Below are 15,104 nucleotides of genomic sequence, written 5' to 3' on the forward strand. Positions count from 1 at the left end.
AGTCGGAAGCGTTTCGCTCAACCCCACCGTCCCCGGCGTTGCCTTGCCCTGCACAATGTCGCTCGCCAGATAATAGGACCGATAACGCATCTGCGGCAGCGGCCACGCCTTGGCACTGCGCCATTCCCGACCCGTCGGTGCATTATAGGTGAAATAATGGATCGGCGGCTCGGCCATGATGCCATTGTCGATGCCCTTGAGCCAGTAATCGAAAAAGCGGTGCTGCTCGGCCGCCATGTCGAAGCCGTCGACCGCACAATGCTCGCCGCCCAGCATCAACACTTTCATCGGGTTGCGCAGGTTCGCCTTGTGCAAGAACTGGTCGCCGCTGAATTCATCCTGCCAGCTCGACCAGCCATAAATCGCCACGCCACTCTGCTCGATCCTGTTGCGGAAGGTGCTGACACTGATCTCCTCCCAATAGCGGCTCTTCATCAGCGGCGACCAGTCGTCGCGGAACGGAATCGCCTTCCAGATCTCGGCCATCGGGGTGTTGAACTTGTGGCCTTGCCGCGCCTCAGCCAGCAGCCTGCCGTCCTTGTCCTCATCGACCGGCAGCGTGCCTTCGCCATCATCGATATCGGGCTGTTCCGGGCGCGTGTGATATTGGGCGGTCATCCCGCCACGGGAGACGAAGTCATAGCGGCTGAAGGTCGCCGCCCCCGGAAAGATCGCGGTCAGGCTCGGCGGCGTCTGGGTCAGCGTCGCCCATTGCGTGCCGCCGACATAGGAGCATCCGGTCATGCCGATCTTGCCCGTCGACCATGGCTGCACGGCCAGCCACTCGGTCAGGTCATAGCCGTCCACCCCTTCGCTGGTGTCGGTCATGCCGCGCCGGCTGCCGAATGAAGCGCCCTTGCCGCGCGCATCGGCGATGACGACGACATAGCCATAATCGGTCAGCTCGCGGACGTCCCAGCGCTGCAGGCCGCCGCTCAGCGCCACCTGTCCATCCTTGAGGAAGCCACGGCGATACGGGGTCATCGCCCAGATCACCGGATGACGCGTCTCGACGGCAACACCGTCACGACTCGGCCTGTAAATGTCGACCGCGAGCCGGGTACCGTCGCGAACCGTCACGAAACGGGAGGTCCGGACGCGTTCGGAATATAATTTCGACGAATGACCCTCGTAAACGCCCGGGCTGGAGGATTTCGCCACGGACGGCGCATTCCCGGCCGCCGTCATCGCGACCAGCAGCAACAGTGTGCCCAGGGAACGCCCTGAACGTGCATTTTCCTCTGTCATGCGCCGTTGCCGAAGAACCGATGTCGATGCGGGCAGGGCATCACACCAAGGACCAAGATCACGCATATCGCCTCCCCAGATTATTATATGTCATAGCATAATGCGCATCGTCGCAAAGTTAAACGAAATTTCGGGGTCACAAGACGGCTGACGAGCAGCAATTCGCCACGCTGCGGACAATTCCGTTGTGCCGCTGGTGGCGGGGATGAAGTAAGCTGAAACTTGCCTGCAGGAACATGCTGCGGTTGCGAGCGTTGAGGGGTGGTGTCGCTGACGAAGGATGTCGATGATGACGTTCGCGGGCGCAAGGAAAGGACAGTCCAGATGAGCAGTTCCGTAAATGTTGCCGTCTCCCGGCGCGGAATATTGGCGGGCGGCGTCGCTGGCGCGGCACTGACATCCGTTTCCACTGGCGCCAGCGCCCAAACCGTCCGGCCGCAGCCGCAGCCGACGATGATGAAAGTGTCGTTCGAAGTAAACGGCACGCCACGGACGCTGGAGCTGGATACCCGCACGACGCTGCTCGATGCCCTGCGCGAACATCTTAAGCTGACCGGATCGAAGAAGGGCTGCGACCATGGCCAGTGCGGTGCCTGCACGGTAATCGTCGATGGCCAGCGGATCAATTCATGCCTGAGCCTGGCGGTGATGCACGAGGGCGACAAGGTGACGACGATCGAGGGTCTCGGCACCCCCGACGATCTGCACCCGATGCAGGCGGCGTTCGTAGAGCGTGATGGCTATCAGTGCGGTTATTGCACGCCGGGGCAGATCTGCTCGGCGGTGGCGGTGCTGGCCGAGATCAAGGCCGGGGTGCCGAGCCATGTGACGAAGGACCTGACGGCACGCACGGCGCTGACCGTCGACGAAGTGCGCGAGCGGATGAGCGGCAACATCTGCCGCTGCGGGGCCTATTCGAACATCGTCGAGGCGATCGGCGATGTCGCCGGCCTGCGCACGGGAGCCACAGCATGAAGCCTTTCAGCTATGAGCGCGCCGCGACGCCGGCAGCCGCAGCAGCAGCGGTCGCCGGCCGGCCGGGCGCACGGTTCATCGCCGGCGGCACCAATTTGCTCGACCTGATGAAGCTGGAGATCGAGGCGCCGGCGCATCTCGTCGATATCGGCGGGCTTGACCTCGACCGGATCGAACCGACCGATGACGGTGGGCTGCGGATCGGTGCGCTGGTCAGCAATACCGCACTGGCCAGCGACGCCCGCATCCGCCGCGACTATGGGGTGATCTCGCGCGCCATTGTCGCCGGCGCCTCCGGGCAGCTGCGCAACAAGGCGTCGACGGCGGGCAATCTGCTGCAGAGGACGCGGTGCCCCTATTTCTACGACACCAATCAGGCCTGCAACAAACGGCGGCCCGGCTCCGGCTGCGCCGCGCTCGGCGGCTATAGCCGCCAGCTGGCCATCATCGGCACCAGCGAGGCCTGCATCGCCACCTATCCCGGCGACATGGCGGTGGCGATGCGGGTTCTCGATGCACGGATCGAGACCGTGGACGCGGCGGCCAAGACGCGCACCATCGGCATCGAGGATTTCCATGTGCTGCCCGGCAAAACCCCTCATGTCGAGACGGTATTGGCGCCGGGCGAACTTATCACCGCGGTAACACTGCCCAAGCCGCTGGGCGGCACCCATGTTTACCAGAAGGTGCGGGACCGGGCCTCCTATGCCTTCGCCCTAGTCTCCGTAGCGGCGGTCATCCAGCGCGACGGCAGCGGCCGGGTGGCCATCGGCGGCATCGCGCCCAAACCGTGGCGCAACGCGGCCGGCGATGCAGCGCTGCCGAACGGCGAGAAGGCCGTGGCGGCAGCGCTGCTGGCCGGCGCCAAGCCGACCAAGGACAATGAATTCAAGCTGCTGCTCACCGAGCGCGCCATCGGCGCGGCCCTGTCGAAGGGGCGCGCATCATGAAGTTCGATGGACCCGCCGGGACCAACCCGATCGACCAGATGCGCATCGTCGGCAAGCCGGTATCGCGCACCGAGGGCCCGCTGAAGACCAGCGGTCGCGCGCCCTATGCCTATGAGCATCACGATGTGCTGCCGAACCAGGCCTATGGCCATGTCGTTGGCAGTGCCATCGCCAAGGGGCGGATCAGGCGCCTAGACGTCAGCGACGCACGCGCCGCCCCCGGCGTGCTGGCCGTGGTGACTGCAGAGAATGCCGGTCCGCTAGGCTTGTCCCAGAGCAATACGGCGCGGCTGCTGGCCGGGCCGGAAATCCAGCATTATCATCAGGCGATTGCCCTGGTGGTGGCCGAAAGCTTTGAACAGGCCCGCCATGCGGCGCAGCTGGTCCGCGTTGACTATGAACGCACCGCTGGCCAGTACGATCTCGAGGCACAATCCGGATCGGCGCCGCTGGTCGACGAAGAGGGCAAGCCGGGCAAGGAGACTCGGACCGGTGACTTCGAAGCGGCGTTCGCGGCCGGCCCGGTCACGCTCGATGCCCAGTACACGACCCCCGACCAGAGCCACCAGATGATGGAGCCGCACGCCTCGATGGCGGCCTGGGAGGGCGACCGGCTGACGGTCTGGACCTCCAACCAGATGATCGCCTGGGCGGTCCGCGATCTCGCCAAGACCCTGCAGATGCCGGCCGAGAATATCCGCATCCTGTCGCCCTATATCGGCGGCGGCTTCGGCGGGAAGCTGTGGATCCGCGCCGACATCCTGCTGGCGGCGCTGGGCGCCCGGGCAGCGGGACGGCAGGTGAAGGTGGCGATCTCGCGGCCCCAGACGATGAACAACACCGTGCATCGCCACGCGACCGTGCAGCGCATCCGTCTGGCCGCGGGCCGCGATGGCCGGCTGACCGCGATTGCGCATGAGAATCTGTCCGGCAACCTCAAAGGCGGCGGGCCGGAGACGGCGACGGCGCAATCCAAGCTGCTCTATGCTGGCGCCAACCGGCTTGTCTCCGAGCGGCTGGCGGTGCTCGACCTGCCCGAGGGCAATTCGATGCGCGCGCCGGGCGAGGCGCCGGGCATGATGGCGCTGGAAATCGCCATGGACGAAATGGCCGAGAAGCTGGGAATGGACCCGGTCGAGTTCCGCATCGTCAACGACACCCAGGTCGATCCCGCCAATCCGGACAAGCGCTTCTCGGAGCGGCAACTGGTCAAGTGCCTGCGCGACGGCGCCGAACGGTTCGGTTGGAAGGCGCGCAATCCGAAGCCGGCACAACAGCAGGACGGCGACTGGCTGATTGGGATGGGCATGGCGGCGGCCTATCGTGGCAGCCCGACGATGAAGTCGGCAGCGCGGGTGCGGCTCGAACGCAACGGATCGCTGATCGTGGAAACCGACATGACCGACATCGGCACCGGCAGCTACACGATTATCGCGCAGACCGCCGCCGAAATGATGGGGCTGCCGCTCGACCGGGTGGCAGTCAGGCTCGCCGACTCGCGCTTCCCGGTCTCGGCGGGCTCGGGCGGCCAGTTTGGCGCCGCCAATGTGACGGCCGGCGTCTATGCGGCCTGTGTCAAGCTGCGCGAGGCGGTGGCGCAGACGCTGGGGTTCAATGCCGTCGACGCCCGCTTCGACGACGGCAATGTGGTGGCCGGCAACCGCCGCGTGCCGCTGGCCGACGCGGCGCGAGACGGGGCGCTGAGCGGCGAGGACGCCATCGAATATGGCGACTTCTCGGAAAGCGTCCATCTCTCGACCTTCGGCGCGCATTTCGTCGAGGCCGCCGTCCATGGCTGGACGGGCGAGATCCGGGTCCGGCGCATGCTGGCGGTGTGCGCGGCGGGGCGGATCATCAACCCGAAGACGGCGCGCAGCCAGGTGATCGGGGCGATGACCATGGGCGTCGGCGCGGCGCTGTCCGAGGAAATGGCCGTAGACAAGCGGTTTGGCTTCTTCGTCAACCATGATCTCGCCAGCTATGAAGTGGCCGTGCATGCCGACATTCCCCACCAGGAGGTGGTGTTCCTCGACGAGGCCGATGCAATGGCCAGTCCGGTCAAGGCCAAGGGTGTCGGCGAGTTGGGCATCTGCGGCGTGGCGGCGGCCGTGGCCAATGCCGTTTACAATGCCAGTGGCGTTCGCGTGCGTGACTATCCGATCACCCTCGACAAGCACTTGAACCGGCTGCCGAAGGTGGCGTGACGATGACGAGCTGACTCCCACCAGAAGGCGCTGACCGATGAAGTTCGATACCCCGGCAGGTGAAAACCCGATCGACCGTCAGCGCGTGATCGGCAAGGCCACGGACCGGATCGACGGGCCGCTGAAAACCACCGGCACGGCACCCTATGCCTATGAGCTGCACGGCGTCGCGGCGAACCAGGCCTATGGGGTGATCATCGGCTCGGCGATCGCCAAGGGACGGATCGTGTCGATAGACCACAGCGATGCGCGCGGTGCCCCCGGCGTGCTGGCGGTGGTGACGCACGAGAATGCCGGGGCCTTGGGGCCGGGCGGCTTCCTGAAGGCGCGACCGCTCGCCGGGCCGGAGATCGAGCATTACCACCAGGCCGTCGCCGTCGTCGTGGCCGAGACGTTCGAACAGGCCCGCCACGCCGCCGGGCTGGTACGGATCGATTATGCCCGCACCAAGGGCCAATATGACCTCGCCGCCGTCCGCGACACCGCCGTGACGCCGCGCTGGCCGGCCGACTCCAGTTACGGCGATGTCGATGCGGCCCTTGCCGCCGCCGAGGTGATGCTCGACGAGACCTACACCACCCCGCATCAGAGCCATGCGATGATGGAGCCGCATGCGACAATCGCCATGTGGGAAGGTGACCGGATGACGCTGTGGACGGCGCAGCAGATCATCAGCTGGGCCCGACGCGACCTTGCCGGCATCCTGAAAATCCCTGCCGACAATATCCGGATGGTGTCATCCTTCATCGGCGGCGGCTTCGGCGGCAAGTCCTCGACCGCGGCGGACGCGGTGCTGGCGGCGCTGGGCGCACGCGCAGCCGGCCGGCCGGTCAAGGTGACGCTGGCCCGGCCGATGATCCCCAACAACACCACGCACCGCCCCTCGACGATCCAGCGCATTCGGCTGGCGGCAGGCAAGGACGGCCGGCTGACCGGCATTTCGCACGAAAGCTGGTCCGGCAATCTGCCGGGCGGCAGCACCGAGACCGCCGCCTATCAGTCCAAGCTGCTCTATGCGGCGCCGAACCGGCGGATCGCCAACAAGCTGGCGCTGCTCGACCTGCCCGAGGGCAATGCCATGCGAGCTCCCGGCGAAGCACCGGGGATGATGGCGCTGGAGATCGCCATGGACGAGATGGCCGAAAAACTGGGCATGGACCCGGTGGCGTTCCGCATCCTCAACGACACCCAGGTCGACCCCGAGAACCCTGCCCGGCCCTTCTCGATCCGCCAGTTCGTCCGCTGTCTGGAAACCGGCGCGACGCGCTTCGGCTGGAGCAAGCGCAACCCGCGCCCGGCCTCGATGCGTGATGGCGACTGGCTGGTCGGCATCGGCATGGCGGCGGCAATCCGCGGCGCCCCGACAATCGCGTCTGCCGCCCGCGTCCGCCTCGATGCCAAAGGCATGGTGACGGTGGAGACCGACATGACCGACATCGGCACCGGCAGCTACACGATCATCGGCCAGACCGCGGCCGAGATGATGGGAGTGCCGCTCGACCGCGTCACCGTGCGCCTCGGGGATTCGCTGTTTCCGGTCAGCGCCGGCTCGGGCGGGCAGTTCGGCGCCGCCTCCTCCACCTCCGGCGTCTATGCGGCCTGCGTCAAGCTGCGCGAGGCGGTGGCACAGAAGCTCGGCTTCAACACTACCGATGTCGATTTCAGCAACGGCCAGGTCAGGTCCGGCAACCGGCGCGCAAAACTGGCCGAGGCGGCGCGCGACGGCGAGCTGGTCGGGGAGGACCGGATCGAATTTGCCGGCCTGGCCAAGAGCTATGCCCAGCAGACCTTCGGCGCCCATTATTGCGAGGTCGCTGTCGATCGCTGGACCGGCGAAGTGCGGGTGCGGCGGATGCTGGCGGTCTGCGCCGCCGGGCGCATCCTCAACCCCAAGACAGCGCGCAGCCAGATCATCGGCGGGATGACCATGGGCGTCGGCGCGGCGCTGATGGAGGAACTCGCCGTCGACCAGCGCTTCGGCTTCTTCGTCAACCACGACATGGCCGGCTATGAAGTGCCGGTTCACGCCGACATCCCTCACCAGGAGGTGATCTTCCTCGACGAGCTCGACCCGATCGCCTCGCCGATGAAGGCCAAGGGCGTCGGCGAGCTCGGCATCTCCGGCGTCGGCGCGGCCGTGGCCAACGCCATCTACCACGCCACCGGCGTCCGGGTGCGCGACTATCCGATTACCCTCGACAAATATCTGGACCGGATGCCGGCAATCGTCTGAGACCGATCAGGCGTTGCGGCGCCGCGCCGCGTGCTGGCCGGCCAGATAGCCGAACACCATCGCCGGGCCGAGCGTGCCACCGGGGCCGCCATAGGTCATGCCGAACGGCGACGCCATCACATTGCCGGCCGCATAAAGGCCCTGCAGCGGCTGGCCATCAACGGTGACGACCTGGCCGTTGCGATCCACCTGCGGCCCGCCCTTGGTACCCAGCGCGCCGCTGTTGACCGACAGCGCATAGAACGGCCCCTGCTCGAGCGGCCCCAGCGTCGCCTGCCGCGTGCCCTTGGCATTGGGATCGCCCCACCAGCAATCAAAGGCACTCTCGCCCCGGCTGAAATCGCTATCGGCACCAGCCGCGACCAGCCCGTTCCAGCGCTGCACGGTCTCGCTAAGCGCACCCTCGGGGATGCCCAGCCGCGCCGCCAGCGCCGTCAGCGTCGACGCGCGCATCACCCAGTCCGGCACCGTCCCCGGCGGCGCCCAGCGGCCGAAGCCGAACCGGTCGACATAGCCCTGGTCGAACACCAGCCAGCATGGCAGATTGGCATAGCTGAACGAGGCCACGTCCATCTCGTGAAAAGCGGCGCCGAAAGCATTGTAATTGGCCGCCTCGTTGGTGAAACGCCGGCCCTTGCGATTGACCATGATCGAGCGCGGCAGCGTGCGCTGGCCGGCGATCATCATCCGCTCCATCTCGTTCTCGGCCCTGGGCACATCGGCCACTGGCACCCACCAGGCCTCGCGCATGTTGCCGAGCATGGCGCCGGCCTTCATCGCCATGCGCAGCCCGTCGCCGGTGTTGGTCGGCACCGAAACCGGATGGGTCATCGGGCCGCGCAGGAAGGCGCGGATCAGGGCCTTGTCCCATTCGAAGCCGCCACAGGCGAGGATCACGCCCTGCCGTGCACGGACAATGCGCGTCTCGCCATCCTGTTCAATGTGCACACCGGCGACCGCGCCATCCTCCACCAGCAGCCCGGTGGCGGCAGCCGAAGTCACCGGCTCGATGCCACGGTCGAGCAGCCCGCGCAGCAACCGGCCGATCAGCGCCTGCCCGCAGCCGCGCTCATTGTGCTCCCGCCGACGCTCGACCTCCACGGCGCTCGGCGGCCGGGGGACCGCGCGGCCGAGCGGCGTCTCGCTCATGGTGATGTGCGGGTTGGGATAATAGGGGGACGGCGTCACCCGGTCCGCCCAGTCGCCGAGATCGTCGAAGGCGTAGATCGGGCATTCGATGGTGCGGCCGCCCATCGGGTTGCCGCCGGCGAATTCCGGGTGATAATCGGGCATGCCCTCCACGGCATAGAATTGCACCGGCGTCCGCGCCTCCAGCATCCGGACCATCTCGGGACCGGCATCGACATAGGCCTCGATCAGCGCCCGATCGATGAGATCATGGGAGAGCGACATTATGTACCCGATCGCCCGCTCGCGCGTGTCGGCAATGCCGACCTCGGCCATGTGCGGATTGCCGGGGATCCACACCTGCCCGCCCGACCAGGCGCTGGTGCCGCCGACCTTGTCGGCCTTTTCGAAAATCGCCACGGACGCGCCGGCCTCATGCGCGGCGAGGGCGGCGGTCATCCCGGCAGCACCCGTGCCGAGAACGATCACATCATATTCCATTTTGACTTCCCGGCTAAAACTAGCACATGATATATTTTTGATCGGAGCGCGCAATGCGGATTGATTATCACGCGTCGCTAAAGCTGCTGGTCGCCGTGCGCGGCCATGCTTTTGACCGGCGCGCGCTCGACGCGCTGTTCGCGGCCATGCCGGGCGTGGCGGCGACAATGGTCGACCAGCCCGCCGCCGGCCTTCTGATGAACCCCGACGCCATGGCCGGCTTCGACGCGCTGGTGCTCTACGACATGCCGGGCCTCGATTTCAGCGCCAAAGCACCAGTCTTGGCCGTCCCGCCGGATGCGCGGACCAAGACGGGCCTGGAAGCACTGCTACGCTCCGGCAAGGGCGTCCTGGCGCTGCACCATGCCCTCGCCGGCTGGCCGGATTGGGACGAATATGGCGAGTGGCTCGGCGGGCGCTTCCTCTATGCCCCCCGGACCGTGCGCGGCCAGCCGCGCCTCGATTCCGGCTATCGCCACAAGGTCAGCTACCGCGCCGAAGCCGTCACCCCCGGGCATCCGGTAACCGCCGGCCTCGAACACGGCCTCACGCTGACCGACGAGCTCTATCTGGCCGAAATCTTCGAGGACGATGTCATCCCGCTGCTGCGCGCCCAGCACGACTTTGTCGCCCACAACTTCTGGTCGTCCGCACGCGCCATCGCCGGCCGCCGCGACGACAATGACGGCTGGGCGCATCCGCCCGCATCGACCCTGATCGGCTGGGCAAAACGCGCACTCGCCAGCCCGCTCGTCTACCTCCAGCCCGGCGACGACGCGACAACCTTCGCCCAGCCCGAATATCGCCGGCTCGTGGAAAATGCCGTACGCTGGGTGGCGTCCGATGAAGCGCTGGCTTGGGCGCGGAAGGGTCAAGGGGCCTCCGGCGGCTGGGGGCTGAGCCCCCAGACCCCTTGAAGGGGTTCGCCCCTGAACCTCTGAATGAGCGCCCGCGTCTGAAGGCTTAGGGGCGACATTCAGCCCAAGTGCACCTCCGGCGAGCACGATATGCCTCTGGCGGCTGGGGCCGCAGGCCCCAGACCCCCAGATTTGTTGTTTCCTATATCGACGGCCGATCTCGCCGCATCACCAACTCCATTCATGGGGTCTGGGGCCTGCGGCCCCAGCCGCCGGAGGCACATTTGCTTACCGCCGAAGGCACTCTCCCTTACCGCCGGAGGCTCCTGCCCGCCCCTAAACCGGCGGCAACTGCGCCGTAATCGCCCGACGCATGGCCGGCCGCCCGAGGAAGAACAGCGTGCCGGCGAGGCCGGTGGTCAGGCCGGCGAACAGCGCCATCGAGTGGCCGAGCATCTGCTCGTCGCCGAACAACTTGTCGGTGAAGGTCGCGACGATGATCGGGCCGAGGACGGTGCCGATGATCGAGACGCCGACCATGTAGATGGACGAGGCCTTGCCGCGCAGGGTGGCTGGCGTGCTGATCTGCAATGAGGCCGGGCCGATGCTGGCGAACGACATTAGGAAAAAATAGGCGAGGTTGTAGAGCACCAGCATCATCGTGCCGCTGTCCACGAGATAGGCGGCGATAGCGCATGGCAGAGCCAGCGCGCACATCACAGCGAAATAGGTCAGGTGCGCGTCGCGGCGGCCCGAGGCGAACAGCCGGTCCACGGCCCAGCCATGGACGGCGAGGCCTAGCAGGGCGACGCCGATCTGCGACAGCCCCATCCAGTAGCCGATCTCGGAAATTTCCCAGCCATGGATACGCGACAGGAAGGTGGCGTTCCAGGACTGCAGGCCGACGACAAATGCCATGATCAACGCAAAGCCGACGCCATGGGCAAAGTAGAAGAAGGGGAAGCGCTTGTAATGCTGGTAAAGATCCGAAAAACTGCTGGCCACGGTGCCAAGGTCACGGCGGTTCTGATGGGCGCGCGATTCCGGGATGAGAAATAGCAGCGGCGCCAGGAATAGCCCCGGCAGCCCGGTGATGACGAACGCAAACTGCCAGCCGGCCAGCGTGCCGACCCATGGCAGGGTGATCGGCGGCGAGGCCGCGACCCAGGCGATGACAGCGCCGCCGAGCACGAACGACATGCCGCTGCCGAGATTGCCGCCGAGCACGAACAGCGACATCGGCAGCGACAGCTTGTTCGGCGGGAACAGTTCGCTGAGCATCGCATAGGCGGTGGGGTTGATCGAGGCCTCGCAGCCGCCGACGCCGGCGCGGGCGGTGAACAGCCCGGCGAAGCTGCGGGTCAGTCCCGAGGCGACGGCTGAAAGGCTCCAGCCGATGACGCCGCAGAACAGGATCAGGCGGCGGCTGTAGCGGTCGACAAGCCAGCCCATCAGCGGGCTGAACAGCATGAAGAACAGCCCGAAGGCGAGGCCCTGGATCAACGAAATCTGGAGATCGGTCAGCGCCAGATCGGCCTTGATGACCGGAATCAGCAGCGCCGCGATCTGGCGATCAAGCGTGCCGAACCAGTACAGCAACGTCAGCACGGCGACAGCACGCCACGCGCCCTCCGCCGGCAGCAGCGCGGCGAGCGGCGCAGCGTCGGGCGCGGGAGCGCCGGCAATCGGCACTCCTGTCGGCGCGATGACAGACATGACCCCTCCACAAACAAACACGCGTTATATTGTTGTTGCAGGCTAGTCGCTTTGCCGGCAAAAGCAAATACGAAAACACGTTGCGCTTTTTGGGCGTTTTTTGGATGAATGCAGATGGCGAGCTATGAAACCGATGAGCCGATTGGCTATCAGACGCTCGACGGCGTGGCCCGGATCACGCTGAACCGCCCGCTCTATGGCAACGCCCAGAATGGTCAGCTGCTTTATGCGCTTGATGACGCCTTCGCCCGCGCCAATGCCGATGATGCGGTCGGCGCCATCGTGCTGGCGGGTGCGGGCAAGCATTTCTCCAGCGGCCATGACATCGGCACGCCCGGCCGCGACGCCGAGGAAACGGCCCCCCGCCGCGTCACCCTGTGGCCGGACCATGCCGGGCGGCCGGGCGCCGAGGCCGCCTATGTCCGCGAGCAGGAGCTGTATCTGGGGATGTGCCGGCGCTGGCGGGCCGCGCCGAAGCCCGCCGTCGCCGCCGTCCAGGGCGCCTGCATCGCCGGCGGGCTGATGCTGGCTTGGGTGTGCGACCTGATCATCGCCAGCGACGACGCCTGGTTCTGCGATCCGGTGCTAAGGATGGGCGTCCCCGGCGTCGAATATTTCGCCCATGCCTTCGAAATGCATCCGCGGGTAGCGCGCGAATTCCTGTTCCTCGGCGAGAACATGTCGGCGGAACGTGCCCATGCGCTCGGGATGGTCAACCGCGTGGTGCCGCGCGCCGAGCTGGAGGCAACCGCTCAGGCCGTGGCGCAGCGCATCGCCGCACTGCCGCGCATGGGGGTGATGCTCGCCAAGCAGGCCTTCAACCTGCAGGAAGATCTCGCCGGCAAGCGGGCGACGATGGATGCCGTGTTCCATATGCATCACCTCGCCCATGCCCAGAACATGATGACCAGCGGCAGCGCCATCGGCGGCGTCACGGCACGCGACATCGCAGGGAAAGACAATGAATAGCGGGGATCATGACTAGCCCCTTGGCCATGCTGGTCTCGGCCGATGGCTGGGAGCGGGTGCGCGGCGCGCTGGACGCCGCCGGGCTGGCCGTCGACCCCTATATCCTCGAGCATGACGACCGCGTCACCCATCATGGCGAACCGCTGCCCCCCGGCGCGCCGCTGCCGCCGACCTCCTGGTTCGGCCCTGAGCTGTTCCCGCGCGGGCAGGACGAGGCGTTCCTGGCGCTGATGCTGGGCAATCCGAACCTGCAATGGATGCAGAGCGGCCGCGCCGGCTTCGACCATCCCGCCTTCCGCAAACTGTTCGACAAGGGCGTGCGGCTGTCGATGAGCAAGGCGCCGGCCGCAGCGATCGGCGAATATGTGCTCGCCGCCGTGCTCGATCATTTCCAGCGCGGCCCGGAGCGGCGCGCCGCCCAGGTCGCCGAGCGCTGGCAGGCTTTTCCGTTCCGCGAAGTGGCCGGGAGCCGCTGGCTGCTCGTCGGTTATGGCGAGATCGGCCGCGAAGTGGCGGTCCGCGCCCGCGCGCTCGGCGCGCACATCACCGGTGTCCGGCGCTCCGGCGGCAGCGACGCCGATACCGATGCGATGGTGACGCCCGATACCATGGCCGAGGCGCTGGCGGAGGCCGATGTGGTGGTGCTGTCGGTGCCGCTGACCGCAACCAACGACGGCAGTTTCGGCGCGCCTTTCTTCGCCGGCATGAAGAAGGACGCCTTGTTCATCAACGTCGGACGCGGACAGCTGCTCGACGAGCCGGCGCTGGCGGCAGCGCTCGATTCCAGCACCCCCGGCCATGCCGTGCTCGATGTGACTCGGATCGAGCCGCTGCCGGCCGGGGCCTGGCAATGGCGCCACCCGCGCGTCACGCTGACCGCCCATACCTCGGCGATCGGCTCCGGCCTGATCGCACGGACCGACGCGCTGCTGGTCGAGAATGTCCGGCGCTATGTCGGCGGCGCGCCGCTGCTCCACGAACTTTCGGCGAGGGACTTCGCATGACCCGGCTGGACGGCAAGATCGCGCTGGTGATCGGCGCCGCCGGGCAAGGCAACATGGGCCAGGCGATCGCCCGACGGCTGGCCGGCGTCGGTGCCCGGGTCATGGTGGCGGGGCGAACGCTGGCGCCCCTCGAAGCCCTGGCCGCCGAGATCGGCGGCTGGGCGGCGACCTCCGACATCACCCGCAAGGAAGACATCGATGCGCTGGCCGCGCGGCTGCGCGCCGAGGCCGGCGGTGTCGATATCGTCGTCAACGCCACCGGCCACGGCCTGCGCGGGCGGTTCGAGGATGTCACCGAGGCGCAGCTGCGGGCGATCGTCGACCTGCAGTTTATCGGGCCGTTCCTGTTCTTTCAGGCGCTGCTGCCGCTGGTCCGCGACGGCGGCTCGCTGATCCAGATCAGCTCGGCGACCGCGACGATCATGCTCGATGACCATGCGCCCTATATGGGGACCAAGGCGGGCATGGACCATATCATCCGCTGCATCGCGCTGGCCGGCGGACCCCGGCGGATCCGCGCCAATTCGGTGTCCCCCGGGCTGACCGAAACACCGATGACCGAGGGCGCCGGCGCGGTCCCCGGCGTGTTCGAGGCCTATCGCGCCAAATATCCGCTCGGCCGGCTCGGCACGGTCGACGATATCGCGGCCGCCGTGGTCTGGCTGGCCGACGACGACTGTTTCATGACCGGCCAGAATTTGCAGGTCAATGGCGGGCTGACGCTGCGCGGCAACCCGTCGCGCGCCGAGGTCGATGCCGCAGTGATTGCGGCGACGGGCAAGCCCAGGCCTGCCCCTTGAGAGGAGAACGGACATGGCGAATATCACCCTTCCCGAAGGCGCTGGCGAGGACCGCGAGCGGATGTGGCGGCTGCGGCCCGAGATGGGCGCCGCCGCCGATGCCTTCAGCGCCGCCGTGCAGAATACCTCGACGCTGACCGTCCGCGAGCAGGAGGCGGCACGGACCCGAATTGCCCATATCAACCGCTGCATCCCCTGCACCGAGGCACGGATGGACGACATGGACGCGCACGGGCTGAGCGAGAGCTTTTATGCCGGCGTCGATGCCCCGGACGGGCAATATTCGGTACGCGAAACGCTGGCCATCCGCTTCGCCGAGCGCTTTGCCGCCGGTGTCGAAGCGTTCGACGAGGATTTCTGGGCCGAAATGCACGGTGCCTTCGACGATGGCGAGATCGTCGACCTCGCCGCCGGCTGCGCCAAATGGCTCGGGCTGGGGCGGATCAATGCCGTGCTCGATCTCGAGCGCAGCTGCCCGATCCGGCTGAAGCCCTCGGCGTCGGCCAAGGCGGCGTGACC

Annotated in this window: 12 protein-coding genes; 9 read left to right on the forward strand and 3 right to left on the reverse strand. The window is 67.0% G+C overall.

What is annotated here, in order from left to right; genetic code table 11:
• Nucleotides 1-1,314, reverse strand: a 1,314-nt coding sequence (locus ACTIFJ_RS09065) for a CocE/NonD family hydrolase (protein ID WP_439533782.1), incomplete at its 3' end; no start/stop codon positions are given.
• 258 nt (nucleotides 1,315-1,572) lie between these two features.
• Between ACTIFJ_RS09065 and paoA the strand changes: the two genes are divergently transcribed.
• From paoA to paoC (ACTIFJ_RS09085), 4 genes are read left to right on the forward strand one after another with little or no spacing between them, the layout of a single operon-like run.
• On the forward strand, nucleotides 1,573-2,223 hold the full coding sequence (paoA, locus tag ACTIFJ_RS09070) for an aldehyde dehydrogenase iron-sulfur subunit PaoA (protein ID WP_439533783.1): 651 nt from the start codon (nucleotides 1,573-1,575) through the stop codon (nucleotides 2,221-2,223).
• The gene (locus tag ACTIFJ_RS09075) at nucleotides 2,220-3,173 is read left to right on the forward strand and encodes an FAD binding domain-containing protein (protein WP_439533784.1); all 954 of its coding nucleotides are present in this window, start codon (nucleotides 2,220-2,222) and stop codon (nucleotides 3,171-3,173) included. Before paoA ends, ACTIFJ_RS09075 begins: the two co-directional genes overlap by 4 nt.
• Nucleotides 3,170-5,377 carry an aldehyde oxidoreductase molybdenum-binding subunit PaoC gene (paoC, locus tag ACTIFJ_RS09080; RefSeq protein WP_439533785.1) on the forward strand — a complete coding sequence of 736 codons (2,208 nt, stop codon included), beginning with the start codon at nucleotides 3,170-3,172 and terminating at the stop codon, nucleotides 5,375-5,377. Before ACTIFJ_RS09075 ends, paoC (ACTIFJ_RS09080) begins: the two co-directional genes overlap by 4 nt.
• A gap of 37 nt (nucleotides 5,378-5,414) precedes the next feature.
• Nucleotides 5,415-7,610 (forward strand): aldehyde oxidoreductase molybdenum-binding subunit PaoC, encoded by a 2,196-nt coding sequence (paoC, locus tag ACTIFJ_RS09085; RefSeq protein WP_439533786.1) that lies wholly within the window; start codon nucleotides 5,415-5,417, stop codon nucleotides 7,608-7,610.
• 6 nt (nucleotides 7,611-7,616) lie between these two features.
• Here paoC (ACTIFJ_RS09085) and ACTIFJ_RS09090 read toward each other — a convergent pair whose 3' ends face one another.
• A complete protein-coding gene (locus ACTIFJ_RS09090) occupies nucleotides 7,617-9,239 on the reverse strand; it encodes an FAD-dependent oxidoreductase (RefSeq protein WP_439533787.1) in 1,623 nt (540 codons plus the stop codon).
• A gap of 53 nt (nucleotides 9,240-9,292) precedes the next feature.
• Between ACTIFJ_RS09090 and ACTIFJ_RS09095 the strand changes: the two genes are divergently transcribed.
• Nucleotides 9,293-10,156: a ThuA domain-containing protein gene (locus tag ACTIFJ_RS09095; RefSeq protein WP_439533788.1), complete on the forward strand. Its 864-nt coding sequence runs from the start codon at nucleotides 9,293-9,295 to the stop codon at nucleotides 10,154-10,156.
• A 276-nt stretch (nucleotides 10,157-10,432) separates the two neighbouring features.
• Here ACTIFJ_RS09095 and ACTIFJ_RS09100 read toward each other — a convergent pair whose 3' ends face one another.
• Complete coding sequence (locus ACTIFJ_RS09100; protein ID WP_439533789.1) at nucleotides 10,433-11,812, reverse strand: MFS transporter; 1,380 nt, start codon at nucleotides 11,810-11,812, stop codon at nucleotides 10,433-10,435.
• A gap of 114 nt (nucleotides 11,813-11,926) precedes the next feature.
• Between ACTIFJ_RS09100 and ACTIFJ_RS09105 the strand changes: the two genes are divergently transcribed.
• From ACTIFJ_RS09105 to ACTIFJ_RS09120, 4 genes are read left to right on the forward strand one after another with little or no spacing between them, the layout of a single operon-like run.
• Nucleotides 11,927-12,781 (forward strand): enoyl-CoA hydratase, encoded by an 855-nt coding sequence (locus tag ACTIFJ_RS09105; protein WP_439533790.1) that lies wholly within the window; start codon nucleotides 11,927-11,929, stop codon nucleotides 12,779-12,781.
• Between the two features lie 8 nt (nucleotides 12,782-12,789).
• Complete coding sequence (locus tag ACTIFJ_RS09110) at nucleotides 12,790-13,785, forward strand: NAD(P)-dependent oxidoreductase (protein ID WP_439533791.1); 996 nt, start codon at nucleotides 12,790-12,792, stop codon at nucleotides 13,783-13,785.
• Complete coding sequence (locus tag ACTIFJ_RS09115) at nucleotides 13,782-14,585, forward strand: SDR family NAD(P)-dependent oxidoreductase (RefSeq protein ID WP_439533792.1); 804 nt, start codon at nucleotides 13,782-13,784, stop codon at nucleotides 14,583-14,585. The genes ACTIFJ_RS09110 and ACTIFJ_RS09115 overlap by 4 nt, the downstream gene beginning before the upstream one ends.
• A gap of 13 nt (nucleotides 14,586-14,598) precedes the next feature.
• On the forward strand, nucleotides 14,599-15,102 hold the full coding sequence (locus ACTIFJ_RS09120; protein ID WP_439533793.1) for a carboxymuconolactone decarboxylase family protein: 504 nt from the start codon (nucleotides 14,599-14,601) through the stop codon (nucleotides 15,100-15,102).
• Nucleotides 15,103-15,104: the final 2 nt, after the last annotated feature.

It is taken from the genome of Polymorphobacter sp., assembly GCF_051860865.1.
Taxonomy (GTDB): Bacteria; Pseudomonadota; Alphaproteobacteria; order Sphingomonadales; family Sphingomonadaceae; genus Sandarakinorhabdus.